This is a genomic window from Synechococcus sp. A10-1-5-9, from assembly GCF_047716785.1.
Taxonomy (GTDB): Bacteria; Cyanobacteriota; Cyanobacteriia; order PCC-6307; family Cyanobiaceae; genus Synechococcus_C.
Genome location: NZ_CP180406.1, coordinates 146,523 through 160,751, shown reverse-complemented (window position 1 = coordinate 160,751; position 14,229 = coordinate 146,523). Strand labels below are relative to the sequence as shown.

Here is a 14,229-nt window from a genome sequence, read left to right as displayed (position 1 = left end):
TGTCGCAACCCAGGCCGTCTTTTCTCCCGGGAAAAGGCGGCCTTGCTGTTGGCGAGCGTTGAAACAGCAGCGCTTTCTTCAGCCGCTGCAGCTCGATGCTAAGGATTCCAACGATTGCAAGATGATCTTGAAATCTTGGGGCGATAAAAAAGGCAGACCTTTTAAGGTCCACCCTTTTACATTTCCCAGATCCAGAATGTATCTTTGAGCACTCCAATGCGCGAGCCAGATACATTTGTTCACGACTCGGACTCTTTCTCCTGCCGCTGCTGATTGAAGGCTGCGATCTTGGAATCAGCCCAGCGCGCAAAGAAATACACACCCACGAACAGAGGTAGGTAGATAGTCCACATCCGATCAGGAGCCAGACCGCTGTTGTTAATCACTGCCAACCCGCCATAGCCAACAACGGCATAGATCACCGCACGCCTGATGGCACCGAGCTGCTTGGGGTTCATGATCGCCATTCATCACAACTCACACTACGAAGCATCTTCAGCCAGGTGCCTTGAAGCGAAAAACCCGGGAACTTGGCCTGGCCAGACACCGCCCCTAGCATCAATACATCAGTACTAAATTCATGGCCGCCCGTCCGGTCTTTCTCGACCTTCAGCCAGGGATGACTGTGATCGTCCGGCACGACCCCCTGCTCGGCGAACCCAACGACCAGGACTGGTGGATGGGACTGGTCCTGCACTGCAACGGCGGAGCAAGGGACCCTCAGGTCTTCACCCTCTTCCAGATCGCTGATATCGACTCCGGCGTGGTGCGCTGGGTGAATGCCGACCTAGTGACCCACATCCTGCCAGCGGCACCGACCAGCACCCATTAAGGGCAAAATCCATACCATGAACAAATGGGAACCGCGAGCATCCGATCAAAATCGCTTAAACCCGAAACATAGTGTTACAGTTTTTAGAATTCTCGATCACTCCGGATGTTCACGCTCGACAAAGCTCGTCAGATTTTCCCGGAGACCATGACTGCCGATGCCGTGCCGGCCATCACCGCGCGGTTCAAGCTGCTCAGCCCTGAAGACCAACTGGCCCTGATCTGGTTTGCCTATCTGGAAATGGGGCAGACCATCACCGTTGCAGCTCCGGGAGCTGCCCGTATGGCCCTGGCGAAGCCCACCCTCGATGAAATCGTGGCAATGAGCTTCGACGAGCAAACGAAGGTGATGTGCGACCTGGCCGCCAAGATCAACAGCCCGGTCTCCAGCCGTTACGCCTTCTGGTCAGTGAACGTGAAGCTCTGCTTCTGGTATGAGCTGGGTGAATTCATGCGTCAGGGCAAGGTGGCCCCGATCCCCCAGGGCTACAAGCTGTCAGCCAACGCCACCTCCGTGCTGGAAGCCGTGAAGAAGGTGGAACAGGGGCAGCAGATCACCCTGCTGCGCAATTTCGTGGTGGACATGGGGTATGACCCCGACGTGGACGACAGCAAGGTGGTGGCTGAGCCGATCGTGGCGCCGACTCCGGAGGATCAGCGTGAGGAGATCTTCATTCCGGGTGTGCTGAATCAGACGATCCTCAGCTACATGCAGCTGCTCAATGCCAATGACTTCGACCAGCTCATCGATCTCTTCCTCGATGACGGGGCTCTTCAGCCACCGTTTCAGCGTCCGATCGTGGGTCGGGACGCCATCCTCAAGTTCTTCAAGCGCGATTGCCAGAACCTCAAGCTGATCCCCCAGGGAGGATTCGGAGAGCCTGCCGATAGCGGATTCACCCAGATCAAGGTCACCGGAAAGGTGCAGACACCTTGGTTCGGCCGGGAAGTGGGCATGAACGTGGCCTGGCGCTTCCTGCTCGATGACAACAACAAGATCTACTTTGTGGCGATCGACCTGCTGGCCTCTCCCGCCGAGCTGCTGAAGCTTGGTGGCAAGTGATCCGATTCGCAACGACCACTGGCGAGGGTTGCAACTGGCGGGCTTAATCGGGTCCGCCTGGCTGGTGACCCTCACCGCTGGACTCAGGCTTCCCATTCAGCAGGCCCACCCTTTGCTGATTGCAGGGCTTGTTCTGCTGAGAAGCTTTCTGCACACGGGGCTATTCATCGTGGCTCATGACGCCATGCATGGCAGCCTCATTCCTCACCGAAAACTCTTCAATCGGTTCATCGGCCAGGGCTGCCTCTGGGCCTACGCCGGCCTGAGCTTTCAGGAGTGCCTGAACCATCACATTCAGCACCATCATTCGCCAGGATCCAAGACTGATCCCGATTACTTCAACGCGGCGGATTCTTCACCAGTGGCCTGGTATGCCCGCTTTCTCAGTCGCTATCTGAATCCGATGCAGCTGCTCAAGCTGGCGTCCTGGATGGGGGTTTTGCTGTTGATGATTCCCGCCAATCAGGATCAGCCACTGCTCACGCTTGCGTTGATCTATGTGCTTCCTTTAATCATCAGCTCCTGGCAACTATTTGTGGTGGGGACATTTTTACCCCATCGCAAAAGTGCCCCTGAGACTGATGATTTCCATCAACCAATCAGCCTCGATCTTCACCCCATACTGTCGTTCGCAGCGTGTTACCACTTTGGCTATCATCGCGAACATCACAGTTACCCAGCAGTGCCCTGGCATCAGCTTCCAGAAGTGCGCACTGTCTACAACCAATTCTGAACCTGGTTCAGCACCTCTGCCCCGACCCCTCACCTTCTCAAAACCATGTCAGCAGCTGACTGGACACACCAGGAACAATCCGTTGCCAAGCATGCCTTTGAAACAGGCAAGCAACGCTCCATCGAAGCTCTGATTGTGATTCTCAGAGAACAGAGCGAACTACTCGATACACCAGAGTCAATCTGGAAATTTCACGATTTTCTCAGCAGCGAACGCTTTCAATACGAAGGTCGGTCTGAATTTGACACGGCAAACATATTATTTACTCTCGCTGACATGATCAAACAAAACTTGATCAATTACGATGATCTCGAGGGGTTAGAAAAAACCAAACTGAGTAAAATCAAAGCGATGGCAATGTTCTAAGCGCCAGGCTGATGCATGTGTTGTTGATCAATCCAAGAATGCAATGCTCCAACTTTGGGTTGAATCCGTATTGAGGCCGGGCTCAAGGCACAGGCCAGAGCATGGAACGGTTGATGCACGCCTTCAACAATCAGGGTTCCCATCGGATGGGAATGGGCAAGGTTGAGTTTCATCATCGAGCTATGGATGCAGCGGAATCTGATCAGCGAAGATTCCTTCTCTCAGGCTCGCGGACCCAATGGCTCTTGGCGAGCCAAGTACAGAAAATCTTCCGAGACAAACCCATCAGCGCGGATGGGCAAATGCACAAAAACACATCAGTTTGTTGCCGTTGGCACGGTCAACCTGCGCGGGGCTGCCAACGATGGACCGAACAACGTGTTCAGCCATGACCAGCGAACAAGCCATTGAACTGATCGGCTCCGCTGTTGACTACAGCAAGCAACGCAGCAAGCTGCTCGCCAGCAGAGAGCGCGTTTCAGATGCCGAGGCCATCCGAAGTGAATTTGAGGAATGGATCAATCCAATTGGTGATTGCCTGCCCCTGATGCCATGCCCACGTCCGGAAGCCAATTGATCAGCCTCCCAATCGATCACTGTGTATCCGCGTGAACGACACGGCAGTTGACAGCTTCGCTATGAAGGGTCTGTAGCAACCGCTACGAGAACACGTTCACCTCACTCCTGGTGAGGCGCAGTTCGACTCAGGCCATGGAACGGGGACCTGAGCTTGCTTCGAGGAACCATCATGACGCTTACCTATCGCGGCCAGAAGTACGTGCCGAACCACACTGCAGCTACCCGGCTGCAGCCTGTGGTTCTGATGTACCGCGGTCTCAAGTTGGCCAAATGAGTGAATGCCGCCACTCGGCGGTTCTTTAGCCCTGCTCAGGCAGGGCTTTTTTATTGCTCTTTCCACAACGCCTGATGACAGCAGGCCAAAGGCAATGGCATTTTGAAATCATGAAACAGCGCTCCCTGCTTCAAAGGCTCGGTTCGTACCTGATGGGCCTGGTTGATGAGTACTGGACCATGCGCGAACCGAAGAGCTACGGAAAGGAGGCCCCAAGCTGCACAGTGCGCTGCGACGACGAGCACTGCGAGCGAGCCGACTGAACGGAATACCTCGGTTGTGGTTGATACCAACCATTCACAAAAGGATGTCGATCTGCTCATTCAGCGCCTCGAGCCGCTGAGACGCTGAAGTGACCATTGGTAACTTCCGCCTAATCCATCAATCGATTGTGAACGCAACGCCTGTGCAATCACTGATTGCCCTTGAAGCTTCTTGCATCCATGGCGCCTGGCAACTGGTGAGCTACCTGGTGGAGGAGAAAAGCAGCGGCAACACCTTCAGGCCGATGGGTGACCACCCAACGGGTTACGCGCTCTTCACCCCGGCTGGACGGGTGTCGTTCACGCTCACCGCTGAAGGTCGCAAACCAACAACAGACATCGAGGGCGACGCTGCTCTGCTGCGCAGCTTGGTGGCCTACTCCGGCACCTACAGGCTGGAGGACGACCGCTGGATCACTGCGGTGGATGTGGCTTGGAAGCCGGAATGGGTGGGCACCGAGCAGATGCGCTTCTTCTCAATTGACGGTGACCAGCTCACGGTGCGCACCCCATGGCGGGTGATGCCCAACTGGCCGAAACAAGGCCCGACCCGCAGCATCGTGATCTTCAAGCGCTGCAGCTGAAGCCTGCTCACTGCAGGGGATCAATCAAGCCATACAGCAGCGCCATGACCGCCATCTGGGTGCGGTCGCGAGCACCGAGCTTGTCCATGGCGTTACCCACATGGCTCTTCACTGTTTCCACTGAGAGGCCGAGCAGGGTGGCGATGGCATTGTTCTTGAGACCGCGCGCCACCCCTGCGGCCACTTCCAGTTCACGCGGGCTCAGTTCCTCCACCAATGGCGGCAGATCGGGTTGCGGAGTGGAGGCGGCAATGCGACGGATCTGCTCCGGGAAGTAGACACCGCCTTCGGCGAGGGTGCGCAGGGCACTGATCAGATCACCGCGGCCAGTGCCCAGGCTGGATTTGAAGACCACACCGTCTGCAAAGGCTTCCATCGCTTCCTGCACCACCGTCTGGGTTTCGCGCACCAGCACGATCAGCAACTGACAGGTTGGAAGCTCCGCCTTCACCCGACGCAACAGGTTGATGCCATAGCCGGATTCGAGATCCGAGCTGCAGATCAGCAGATCCGGCTGGGTACGCGGCCAGCTCAAACCCCTCTTCTTCTGTGGTGGCCGCACCCACCAGGCTCGAAGTAATCGCATCGACGAGCACAAAGGAAATCAGCGAGAGGCGATCGCCAAACACCACAACAATGCGTCGATCCTTCAAAAGCTCAGAGGCTTGGGCAATCGCCTCTTGATTGACACGGGAGTCAAGCCGAAGCTCCTTGGATTGCACACGCACACCCGATTGTTAGCGCGGATGGTCCAGATGCACCTGCTGGGGATCCCGCCAAACCACCCCGCGGATGCGAGCGGGATAACGCGCACGGGCCAGCCGCCAGGGCATCAGCCACCTCCACGGTGTGGGTGATGAGCCGACCGTTCGACTCCAGGATGAGGTCGTAGGCAGGGGACATGCGTCCGAATCATGCAGTGCCTTCATTGAGGCAAAAGGCAGCGGAATGCACATCCCTCAACTGAGGGAGAGGCCTGCAGCACCCAGCTGTTTCCACTGGCATCAGGCAAACCGTTTTCACTTTTGATCGGCATCAGCCAAACGGCAATGCGTGATTGCACTGATTGCCTTTGTCGCCTGGAACACCAACACTGTGTACATCGAGATCGGAGGCACCCATGACGGCCGACACTCCACCCGAGCCCAGACAAGAAGCTCGCTGACTTTCTGGCTCCTGCTCCAACAGTTTTCACCCATCAGAGAGGGATCGTCCTTCGGTAGGCAAAGATGTTCGCCACGCCGATCGACACTCCATCTGCACCGTTCCAGGTGCCCCACGGAGTAAATCACCCTCCCACCTAGGAACCTGGCCCCAGGCGCCACAGCCAGTCGCTTCGACCCTTTTCTTTCAGTCCACTTGCTGGAGGTTGAACAACCGTATGGCAACACTGAAATTCGCAAGGTCGTGATGCACAAACGAGCGCGTTAGGCCGCCTTTCCCATCAAGGGAAGACGGCCTCCCCAGATCAGCCCAAGGCTGATCGCTACCCCCCCAGGTCTCTTAACCAACGAGACCTGGGGGGGTTTGACTATGAACCATTGGCCAGTGAAGGTCTGGGAAAGCCTGCCTCTTCAGTACCGCTCCAACACCTGGGTGGTGCCGTCGTGGGCGATGGCCATCACCACAAAGGGGTCGGGGTCGATCCCTTCCATCTCCATCCCGGGAGAACCGATCGGCATCCCCGGCACCGCCACGCCTTGAATATCAGGGCGTTCGGCGAGCAGTCGCTGAACCGACGCAGCTGGAACATGCCCATCGATCCTGTAGCCCGCAACGCTGGCGGTGTGGCAGGAGGCCTGGGTGGGATCGAGGCTGTCGCTGATCTGATCGTTGATGCGAAAGCCCGCAGCCGCGAGGTGCTGTTCCCACTGTCGGCAGCACTCACAACTGGCTGAGCGGACCACCGTGATCTCCGGCCCCTCGGCGTCAGCCCACACCGACAACGGGAAGGCGAGGATCAACGCCAACACCACAGCAAACACCAGCCGCATCCCGCAACTCCGCAGGTTCTCAGGAGTGATGGAGTTGCCGGAGCAGGTTCGCGGCAAGGATGCTGGACAAGCGCCGCTTCACCAGCAAATCGCAGATCCAGTCGAACAGAGGCGGGGCACCCTCCACCATGGCGAGCCGTTGTTCGAGGTCTTTCAGTTCCCGCTGATTGCTGCAGCCGCGGAGGGCATTAATCAACGTTTCTTCTGCTGGCACGGATGCCAAAGGGGTCGCAACCACGCGTGTCTATCTGCATACCTTCTTCACTGCTAAATCACGGAGAACCCACCTGTCATTAGGCCTCAGTAAAACGTGTGGAAATGCGCAACCCAGCAACAGGTGATGGCGTCTGCGGTTGCAGGGCCTCGAGGCCGGTGGTGATGGCTGATACCAGCAGCAGAGCCGCAAAACCCTGCCGCAGCCTGCGCTCAGATACACGGGACACGAACCGCTGGGCGAGGAGGATGCCGATGCCCCCACCGAGCAGCAACGGCAGCAACAGGGGAAGACTCGCTGCCGGCCAATGGCCATGACGCACCAGGGCCATCAAGGAACTGGCAGAGATCACCAACAGGCTGGTGCCGGAGGCCTGGGTCATCGGCAGACGAGCCAGCAACACCAGGGCGGGAACGATGGCGAAGCCACCGCCAACACCGGCAATCCCCGTGAGCAGACCCACCCCGAGGCCCTGAACCAGCAGCTGCAACCGGCCCTCCCGTTGATGCACAGGCGGCGACGCTTGTGGCTGCCGCAGCATCAACAGGGCGGCGGCCGTGGCCGCTAGGGCGAACAGCAGCAGCTGCATGGAAGGGGCAATCACACCACTGCGCACCCATCCCGCACCGAGCCAGCTGCCGGCCAAAGCGGGAAGGCCAAGCCAAAGGGCCGGCCGTCAGACCACCCGCCGCTGCTGCACGGCTGGGATCAGGTTGGCCAGGGCCAGGAGAAGCACCACCAGCAGCGACAGCGGCACGGCGTCCCGCAGTGGCAGATCCAGACCACTCACCAACAGCGGCAACAGCAGAATCGAGCCACCGGCACCGAGCAGGGCCAGCAGAGCACCGATCAGAACACCGCCACCGAGGAGCAACAGCACACTCAAAGCCGCACCCGATTCCAGGGCATCATCGCCAGCAGCCGGGCCATGCCGCAGAAACCGCTGATGCCGGCGAACATCAATCCCGCACCGACGAACCAACTCAAAGCGATCCAGGCGGGGGCCAGGACCTGGCTGCCGATCAGCCCCAGCAACACCAGACTGCCGGCGGCGATCTGCACCTGACGCTCCACAGGCAGGCCCGCCTGCTGCCAGCCCTCCAGGCCACCCGCGAGATCCAGCACCGTGCGGCCTGGCCAGCGCCGCTCCACCACCGCAGCGGCCTGGCCGCTGCGGTTACCGCTCTGGCACACCAACACCAGATCACCCTCCGGCAGTTCCGCGCGGTCGATCCGGTCGAGGGGAATGCGGCGGCTGCCAGGGATGCAGCCGCCGGCCACTTCCATCGGCTGGCGCACATCCACCACCGTCACGGAGGCGAGGCGGGTTTGCAGAGCCAGGGGTGACAAACGCTCAGACATGACAAGAGCAAAGAGAGAACAGCAAAAAACAGGTGCTCACGGGCACTCGAGCGGATAGCCCTCGTCCGCCCAGCGATGCAGACCGCCGCGCAGATTGGCGACGCGGGGCCAGCCGTTGCGCTGCAGCTGCTGGGTGGCGAGGGCCGAACAGCTGCCGGCGTAACAGACCACCACCAGCGGCCGGTCCCTGGGCAACTCCGTCTGGCGCTCACTGAGCTCCGAGAGCGGCAGGTGAACGCTTCCAGACACGCGGCCATCAGGGCCCTGCCATTCCTCGCGGGAGCGCACATCGAGCAGGGTGATCTGATCGCGATGGGCGCACACCCAGTCGGGGAGCACCTCATCGAGACCGGCATAGGTGCGCTGCAGCGGAGCCCAGGGCTCCTGAAGTTCGCTCGTCTGCGGGGGGCGACCACTGCGCAGGTTGCCTGGCACCGCCTCATCGATCCGGCGGGGATGGGGCAGGCGCAGATGGTCCATGTGCAGCACGAAGTCCTGCTCGCGGGCAGCCCCGCCGAAGCGCGGGTTGAAGCGACGCTCCTCCGCCACGCTGGTGACGGAACGGCCGCTGTAGTCGTGGCCGGGATAGAGAAGGCAGGTGTCCGGCAACGTGAGGATCTGGCCCTGGATTGATTGCCAGAGATTGCTGGCGCTGCCCTGCTGAAAATCGCAGCGGCCACAGCCCCGGATCAGCAGGGCATCACCGGTGAAGGCCATTGAGGCGTCATCCAACACATAGGTGAGGCAGCCATCGGTATGCCCCGGTGTCTCCCGCACCAGCAGCGAACGGCTGCCGAAAGAGATGCGGTCGCCATGGGCAAGCGGCCGGGTGACGAAGTCAGCCCCGGCGATGGCTGACAGGCCGATGGCGCAGCCGCTGGCGGCATGGAGGCACCAGCTGGCGGTGACGTGATCGGCGTGCACGTGGGTATCAAGCGAGGCCACTAGCTGGAGACCCAGCTCGCGGATCAGGGCCAGATCACGGTGCTGGCGCTCGAACACGGGATCGATCAGCACCGCCTCGGCGGTCGCCGGATCCGCCAACAGATAGGTGAAGGTGCCGGTGTCGGCATCCTGGAGCTGGCGAAACAACAGGGATCCCTCGCCGGCGGCGAGCTTGGCCAAGGACTCAGCCATCAGACCCCGAAATTAGAGATATGACTCTACACGCATAAACCCATAACGCCATAATCAATGCAGGTGCTGCACCGCCATGGCAAACGCCAAGCCAGGACCGGAACAACTCGCCGAAATCAGCCGCTTCTTCCGGTTGCTCAGTGAACCGGCCCGGCTGCAGCTGCTCTGTGAGCTGCGCGACTCACCCAGCGACGTGCAGACCCTGATGGAGCGCACCGGCTTCTCCCAGTCGCACATCAGCCGACAGCTCAGCCAACTGAGCCAGGCCCGGCTGGTGCGCAGCGAACGCCAGGGGCAACGGCTGATCTTTCACGCCGATGACCCCCTGGTGGATGACCTCTGCGCACTCGTCAGCCAACGGCTGCGGCAGACCCTGGAAGCCAGGCTGCGAAGCATGGAATAACGGTGATGCCGGTGCGCTCCTCGAATTGAGTCCATCATTGGGGTTGCTCCATCGCGGTGCCTTGATGCCCTCGCTTGATTTCGATGGTGATTACGGACGCAGCTATCGCCAGAGCATCCAGAACTCCATTCCCGGCCACGAGGTTCTGCACGAGATCGCACTTGCAGCGGTGCAGAGCACAGCCAGCGAGGCCCAGCAGGTGCTCGTGGTGGGCCCCGGCCCGGGCGATGAACTCCCCCCTCTGCTCAACGCCTGCGCGGATGCTGCGCTCACCGTGCTCGAGCCCAGTGCTCAAATGCTGGAGCAGTGCCGCCACACACTTGCGGATCACCCCGGCAGCGCGCGCTGCCGCCTGCTTCAGCACACCTTGAACGAGGCCCTCGAGGGCGAGCTGGCAGGCGCCCGCTTTGACCTGGTGGTGTGCCACAACGTGCTTCACCTCCTGGGCAGCGACGCGCAAGACGTGATGCTGCAGCAACTAACACAGTGCACAGCGGATGGCGGCGTTCTGCTGCTGAGCGCCTACAGCGAAGCGGAAGAGCCCGAGAGCCAACGCCTGGTGTTCAACGTGGCGCGTCAACGGCTCCTGGATCGCGGCGTCCCGCCGGAAACGGTTGAAGCGATCGTGGAGAGCCGCAACAAGGTGGTGTTCTCAATGGATCCAAGCCAGCTGTCAACGGTGCTGGCGCAAGCCGGCTGGCCTTCTCCGCTGCAGCTGTACCAGGGATTATTCATCCGCCTCTGGCTGTGCCGGGCCCAGAGCTGATTCAGGGCGTTCGATAGGCCTCGATGAAGGAGGTGCGCACCACCTGCAGAAGGGAGTCTGGAAACGACAATCCGCTGCCTTCGATGTAGCGGGCGATCCCTTCATCGAGCTGATCGTTGAGCGCCAGACACTGGGCCGCCGACAGGGCCAGGGCCTGTTGATACACCTCGGCATCCTTGCGTCCGGCATGAAACAGGCGGCAGCCTTCATCGATCAGGTCTCGGAGCACAGGATCGCGCAGATCGACCACCTCGCCTCCTTGCAACACGATGCGCCGATCCCGGATCACTTGGCGCACCCGCTGGAAGGAGGCTTTCGCGAGGGTTTGTCCAAACCGATCAGGTGACTGCCTGCGCTCACGGATCTGAATCAACGCATTCAGGAGCTCAGCCGCCTTGAACACGGCCAGATCCCTGCGCTGCTGCAAGCTCAGAGCGCTCAGCGCATGCCCATAGGCGGCCACGGCATCGAGAAACGCGGGCGACTTCTCATCGAACACCGGCAAGGATCGCCATGGCCTCTCCACCACGTGCGCTTCAGAGCTCCAGAAGGGTTCCCAACAGATCGGCCGGATGCTCAGAACCATCCGTGCGCAGCAGCTCGAGCTGCAACAGCATCACAAGATGCGCTGAGAAGCGAGCGGCCGAAACAACGGCCAAGCCAACACAGAGGGGGCAGTGCATCAATCCCATTGATTCAGCATCGAGCCCTTTTGGTGCTGCTGAAGGGAACCGTGCCATTTCTTGACCTTGTGCACGCAACATCAGCGTGGGCAACCAGCCCTCACTTGCGGGTGACGCAGATGTAGATCGCGTGGATCACAGCCACTGGCCACATGATGGCCATGAGTGGCAGCCCCAGGCCTCCGAAGCTGAGCAACCAGAAGAGCAGATTGAGCCAGAACGCACCGGTGAGGCCCACCTGGGAGGCCACCGCCAGGGGTGGCAAAAAGAAGGCCAGGATGATGCGAAGGAGATCGCCGAGCGTCATGGGTCTAAAGATGACTCCCTCTTGCTAGCCAATCCCCCCGTTTAGGGATGCTTCAGCGGCTCTGAACGCAATAGCGCCCGGAGCTGAACCAACCGACCGGACAGCCATTGCCTGTTTTCTCGATCGCTTGCCGCTGGTTGCTGGGGCTACTCAGGCAGTAGCTGCCCGATGCGTAAAACCCGATGGGGCAGCCATTGCCGACTTGTTCAATCGCCCCTCTCACGTTGCCGCTCTTGCTGGGAACGCAGTAATCGCGGGAGCTGTAATAGCCGATCGGACACGAGCCGATCTTGGGCAACAGACGCACCGGCTGCTGGGCCATGGCGCTCGGGAGGCACGCAGCGGCAAGCCCCAATGCAACAACGAGCGTGGTTGGGATCCGCATCGTCAACCTCATTGTCCCGTGAGCGATGGCGGCGTGAACGTATCGGCCACCGCCACGATCCAGCGGGCAGCGGCTGCCGTCACCTGTTCCTTGGTGACGTTGAACTCCAGGTTGTGGCCCTTGGCGAGCAGATCGGGAATGATCGTCTGCCAGGCCATACCGGCGGCACTGGCGTTGAGATCACCGATCAGCACAAAGGCCTTAGCGGCACCGGTCACCGCATCGGTGTACTCAGGATTAGCCGACACCTGGCTGCGGTACCAGTCGCTCACCTGATCACGCTGAGCCTTGCTCAGAAACGGCGGCGCCCCCACCAAATAGGCATCGAGCACCAGCATCGGGCTGGGCACACTCTGGCCGGGATGCTTGAGCGCAAACCAGGCCTGGCCGATGGAGGCGGCATCGGGCCAATGGCAGAGGATCGCGGCGTCTTGGCTGTCGAGCGATCGCTGCGCCGCCAGTGCATCGATGCGTTCGAGCAACTCCACCCCAGTGACCGGCGGCTCGGTGCGGGAGTGTTCAGCCCGGGCCTCATTGATCGCCTCGGCCACCGCCGCTTCGTTTGCATTGAGCTGCTCGAGGGCCCGCTTGAGATTGGCGTCGGCATCGGCGGGGCTGGTCAAGGAGCATCAGGCAGGGGGTGAATCCAAGATCTCATCCCCCAAGTGAGGGAACCAATGCTTCAACCCAGGCTTCAGGCTGCAAGTTGCGTTGTCTGATGTCGACGAAGAGCGATCCCAAGAGACAGCCCGGGCATTCATTCAACAGAGCTGCAGAGAGAGCATGCCCATGCCAACCGCTAGCGTTGACAGCAATGACAGCACTGCTGGCAGCAGCCAAGCCATGGCCACCCTCACGATCCGCAACCTCGACGACGCCGTGCGCGATCGGCTCAGGCGCCGTGCCGCCGAGCACGGTCACTCGATGGAAGAAGAGGTGCGCCAGATCCTTCGCCAGGTGGTTGAACCCAAGAATCCAGCGGCCACAACAGAAGGATTGGGCTCGCGCATACACAACCATTTCGCCCGCCTCGGGAGCGTCGAGTTGGAGCTGCCATCACGCAATGACACTCCAACCGCGGCAAGGCTTGAGCTGTGATCGTTCTCGACACAAATGTGCTCTCGGAACTGATGCGGCAGCAACCTGCTGAGTCCGTTCTGGCCTGGGCTGATCAGCTCAGCCCCCAGGAGGTGGCGATCACCGCCATGAACGAAGCCGAGATCCTGCAAGGCATCGCCCGCTTGCCCAACTCCCAACGCAAGCAACAGCTTGAACAGGGATGGAACGCCCTGCTCACGACCGTGCTCAAGCACCCCGTGCTTCCGTTCAACAGTGATGCGGCCCACTGGTATACGGCCCTGGTGAGCCATCGCGAACGCATGGCTCGTTCGATCAGCACAGCTGACGCCGTGATCGCCGCCACAGCTCTCGCCCATGACGGGCAACTGGCCACCCGCAACACCGCTGATTTCGAAGCGATCGGCCTACACCTGATCAATCCCTGGAGCCTGGATGGGCGATCCAGCTGATCCCATCAATGCCCCCTGCGTTCTCGGCATCGATGCCGCCTGGACGGCCCACAACCCCAGTGGTGTAGCCCTGGTGCAACGGGCTGCTGAGGGGTGGCAATGCCTGGCCCTGGCCCCCAGTTATGAGGCGTTTCTTGCCCTAGCCGCCGGCCAACCTTGAGACCAGAACCGGAAAGCCCAGGGCAGTGAACCCGATCCCGAAGCGCTGCTGGCGGCCTGCCAACAACTGGCGGGACAACCCGTGGACTGCGTGTCGGTCGATATGCCCCTGGCAACAACACCGATCACCAGCCGCCGGGCCGCCGACACAGCCATCGCCGATCAACTGCGGGAACGCTTCGCCGAACTCGGCGTTGCCCTGCACACCACAACTCCAGCTCGCCAAGGGCCGGCCCTGATCGAGTGCTACCCCCATGTAGCCCTGCTGGCCCTGCTCAATCGCGACTATCGCGTGCCCTACAAGGTGAGCCGCTCGGCTCAGTACTGGAAGGCTGAGCGGCCTCCGATCAACGAACGAATCAGGCGTCTGCTCGGGGAGTTCACCGCCATCCAAGCCAGCGCATCAGCGCCATCCCGCTCAGCCTGCCCCAGCCCAATAAGGTGACCACGCTCTCGTCACTCAAGCCGATGGAAGACATGCTCGATGCCCTGATCTGCGCCTGGATCGGCATCGAACACCTCGACGGCCGCACCGTTGGCCTGGGGGATGCCACCGCGGCGATCTGGTTGCCGGCAAAGCTGATGGAGTGAGCAGAC

The 14,229-nt window shown here is 60.5% G+C and carries 27 protein-coding genes and 1 pseudogene; 15 read left to right on the top strand and 13 right to left on the bottom strand.

Annotated elements, in window-relative coordinates; genetic code table 11:
• Positions 1-239: 239 nt before the first annotated feature.
• Positions 240-458: a hypothetical protein gene (locus ACLM45_RS01090; protein ID WP_415410156.1), complete on the bottom strand. Its 219-nt coding sequence runs from the start codon at positions 456-458 to the stop codon at positions 240-242.
• Between the two features lie 122 nt (positions 459-580).
• Between ACLM45_RS01090 and ACLM45_RS01085 the strand changes: the two genes are divergently transcribed.
• From ACLM45_RS01085 to ACLM45_RS01050, 8 genes are all read left to right on the top strand, one after another.
• Positions 581-832, top strand: coding sequence for a DUF3104 domain-containing protein (locus ACLM45_RS01085; RefSeq protein ID WP_006041057.1), 252 nt, complete (start codon positions 581-583; stop codon positions 830-832).
• A 105-nt stretch (positions 833-937) separates the two neighbouring features.
• Positions 938-1,894, top strand: a complete 957-nt coding sequence (locus tag ACLM45_RS01080; RefSeq protein WP_415410154.1) for an orange carotenoid-binding protein — start codon at positions 938-940, stop codon at positions 1,892-1,894.
• Entirely contained in the window at positions 1,884-2,627 is a 744-nt protein-coding gene (locus ACLM45_RS01075) for a fatty acid desaturase (protein ID WP_415410152.1), read from the top strand. The genes ACLM45_RS01080 and ACLM45_RS01075 overlap by 11 nt, the downstream gene beginning before the upstream one ends.
• 45 nt (positions 2,628-2,672) lie before the next feature.
• Entirely contained in the window at positions 2,673-2,993 is a 321-nt protein-coding gene (locus tag ACLM45_RS01070) for a hypothetical protein (protein WP_415410150.1), read from the top strand.
• Between the two features lie 388 nt (positions 2,994-3,381).
• Complete coding sequence (locus ACLM45_RS01065; protein ID WP_006041051.1) at positions 3,382-3,570, top strand: hypothetical protein; 189 nt, start codon at positions 3,382-3,384, stop codon at positions 3,568-3,570.
• A 171-nt stretch (positions 3,571-3,741) separates the two neighbouring features.
• Positions 3,742-3,846, top strand: a complete 105-nt coding sequence (locus ACLM45_RS01060; RefSeq protein WP_415410149.1) for a DUF4278 domain-containing protein — start codon at positions 3,742-3,744, stop codon at positions 3,844-3,846.
• Positions 3,847-3,956: 110 nt separating this feature from the next.
• Complete coding sequence (locus ACLM45_RS01055; RefSeq protein ID WP_006041050.1) at positions 3,957-4,109, top strand: hypothetical protein; 153 nt, start codon at positions 3,957-3,959, stop codon at positions 4,107-4,109.
• Positions 4,110-4,237: 128 nt separating this feature from the next.
• Positions 4,238-4,693 (top strand): lipocalin-like domain-containing protein, encoded by a 456-nt coding sequence (locus ACLM45_RS01050; RefSeq protein WP_198005720.1) that lies wholly within the window; start codon positions 4,238-4,240, stop codon positions 4,691-4,693.
• Positions 4,694-4,700: 7 nt separating this feature from the next.
• Here ACLM45_RS01050 and ACLM45_RS01045 read toward each other — a convergent pair whose 3' ends face one another.
• The 7 genes and pseudogenes from ACLM45_RS01045 to ACLM45_RS01015 form a co-directional block, all read right to left on the bottom strand.
• Positions 4,701-5,279 carry a LuxR C-terminal-related transcriptional regulator gene (locus tag ACLM45_RS01045; RefSeq protein ID WP_415410147.1) on the bottom strand — a complete coding sequence of 193 codons (579 nt, stop codon included), beginning with the start codon at positions 5,277-5,279 and terminating at the stop codon, positions 4,701-4,703.
• Positions 5,280-6,267: 988 nt separating this feature from the next.
• Positions 6,268-6,744: a DUF411 domain-containing protein gene (locus tag ACLM45_RS01040; RefSeq protein WP_415410145.1), complete on the bottom strand. Its 477-nt coding sequence runs from the start codon at positions 6,742-6,744 to the stop codon at positions 6,268-6,270.
• A complete protein-coding gene (locus ACLM45_RS01035) occupies positions 6,707-6,901 on the bottom strand; it encodes a hypothetical protein (protein WP_415410144.1) in 195 nt (64 codons plus the stop codon). The genes ACLM45_RS01040 and ACLM45_RS01035 overlap by 38 nt, the downstream gene beginning before the upstream one ends.
• 79 nt (positions 6,902-6,980) lie before the next feature.
• Positions 6,981-7,562 (bottom strand): annotated as a pseudogene (locus ACLM45_RS01030) (sulfite exporter TauE/SafE family protein); the annotation flags it as partial.
• A gap of 15 nt (positions 7,563-7,577) precedes the next feature.
• On the bottom strand, positions 7,578-7,787 hold the full coding sequence (locus ACLM45_RS01025) for a hypothetical protein (protein ID WP_415410142.1): 210 nt from the start codon (positions 7,785-7,787) through the stop codon (positions 7,578-7,580).
• Positions 7,784-8,263 carry a rhodanese-like domain-containing protein gene (locus tag ACLM45_RS01020; protein WP_415410140.1) on the bottom strand — a complete coding sequence of 160 codons (480 nt, stop codon included), beginning with the start codon at positions 8,261-8,263 and terminating at the stop codon, positions 7,784-7,786. The genes ACLM45_RS01025 and ACLM45_RS01020 overlap by 4 nt, the downstream gene beginning before the upstream one ends.
• 36 nt (positions 8,264-8,299) lie before the next feature.
• Positions 8,300-9,400: a rhodanese-like domain-containing protein gene (locus ACLM45_RS01015; RefSeq protein ID WP_415410138.1), complete on the bottom strand. Its 1,101-nt coding sequence runs from the start codon at positions 9,398-9,400 to the stop codon at positions 8,300-8,302.
• A gap of 76 nt (positions 9,401-9,476) precedes the next feature.
• On the opposite strand from ACLM45_RS01015, the gene ACLM45_RS01010 reads away from it, so the two are divergent.
• Together ACLM45_RS01010 and ACLM45_RS01005 are read left to right on the top strand one after the other, a co-directional pair.
• Complete coding sequence (locus tag ACLM45_RS01010; RefSeq protein ID WP_415410136.1) at positions 9,477-9,803, top strand: ArsR/SmtB family transcription factor; 327 nt, start codon at positions 9,477-9,479, stop codon at positions 9,801-9,803.
• Positions 9,733-10,569 (top strand): class I SAM-dependent methyltransferase, encoded by an 837-nt coding sequence (locus tag ACLM45_RS01005; RefSeq protein WP_415410134.1) that lies wholly within the window; start codon positions 9,733-9,735, stop codon positions 10,567-10,569. Before ACLM45_RS01010 ends, ACLM45_RS01005 begins: the two co-directional genes overlap by 71 nt.
• Before the next feature lies 1 nt (position 10,570).
• Here the strand turns inward: ACLM45_RS01005 and ACLM45_RS01000 are convergent, their stop codons facing one another.
• The 5 genes from ACLM45_RS01000 to ACLM45_RS00980 are packed head-to-tail and all read right to left on the bottom strand — an operon-like array spanning position 10,571 to position 12,567.
• Positions 10,571-11,155 carry a hypothetical protein gene (locus ACLM45_RS01000; RefSeq protein ID WP_415410133.1) on the bottom strand — a complete coding sequence of 195 codons (585 nt, stop codon included), beginning with the start codon at positions 11,153-11,155 and terminating at the stop codon, positions 10,571-10,573.
• Positions 11,106-11,309, bottom strand: coding sequence for a hypothetical protein (locus ACLM45_RS00995; protein ID WP_415410131.1), 204 nt, complete (start codon positions 11,307-11,309; stop codon positions 11,106-11,108). Before ACLM45_RS00995 ends, ACLM45_RS01000 begins: the two co-directional genes overlap by 50 nt.
• 43 nt (positions 11,310-11,352) lie before the next feature.
• On the bottom strand, positions 11,353-11,559 hold the full coding sequence (locus ACLM45_RS00990; protein WP_415410129.1) for a YqaE/Pmp3 family membrane protein: 207 nt from the start codon (positions 11,557-11,559) through the stop codon (positions 11,353-11,355).
• A gap of 52 nt (positions 11,560-11,611) precedes the next feature.
• Entirely contained in the window at positions 11,612-11,944 is a 333-nt protein-coding gene (locus ACLM45_RS00985; protein WP_415410127.1) for a hypothetical protein, read from the bottom strand.
• Between the two features lie 8 nt (positions 11,945-11,952).
• On the bottom strand, positions 11,953-12,567 hold the full coding sequence (locus tag ACLM45_RS00980) for a hypothetical protein (RefSeq protein WP_415410125.1): 615 nt from the start codon (positions 12,565-12,567) through the stop codon (positions 11,953-11,955).
• A gap of 166 nt (positions 12,568-12,733) precedes the next feature.
• Between ACLM45_RS00980 and ACLM45_RS00975 the strand changes: the two genes are divergently transcribed.
• The 5 genes from ACLM45_RS00975 to ACLM45_RS00955 all read left to right on the top strand — a co-directional run bounded on the left by ACLM45_RS00975 (position 12,734) and on the right by ACLM45_RS00955 (position 14,223).
• On the top strand, positions 12,734-13,042 hold the full coding sequence (locus tag ACLM45_RS00975; RefSeq protein WP_415410123.1) for a FitA-like ribbon-helix-helix domain-containing protein: 309 nt from the start codon (positions 12,734-12,736) through the stop codon (positions 13,040-13,042).
• Positions 13,039-13,473 (top strand): type II toxin-antitoxin system VapC family toxin, encoded by a 435-nt coding sequence (locus ACLM45_RS00970; RefSeq protein WP_415410122.1) that lies wholly within the window; start codon positions 13,039-13,041, stop codon positions 13,471-13,473. Before ACLM45_RS00975 ends, ACLM45_RS00970 begins: the two co-directional genes overlap by 4 nt.
• Positions 13,457-13,633: a hypothetical protein gene (locus ACLM45_RS00965; protein ID WP_415410121.1), complete on the top strand. Its 177-nt coding sequence runs from the start codon at positions 13,457-13,459 to the stop codon at positions 13,631-13,633. The genes ACLM45_RS00970 and ACLM45_RS00965 overlap by 17 nt, the downstream gene beginning before the upstream one ends.
• 81 nt (positions 13,634-13,714) lie before the next feature.
• Entirely contained in the window at positions 13,715-14,077 is a 363-nt protein-coding gene (locus tag ACLM45_RS00960; RefSeq protein ID WP_415410119.1) for a hypothetical protein, read from the top strand.
• On the top strand, positions 14,074-14,223 hold the full coding sequence (locus tag ACLM45_RS00955) for a hypothetical protein (protein ID WP_415410118.1): 150 nt from the start codon (positions 14,074-14,076) through the stop codon (positions 14,221-14,223). The genes ACLM45_RS00960 and ACLM45_RS00955 overlap by 4 nt, the downstream gene beginning before the upstream one ends.
• Positions 14,224-14,229 lie beyond the last annotated feature (6 nt).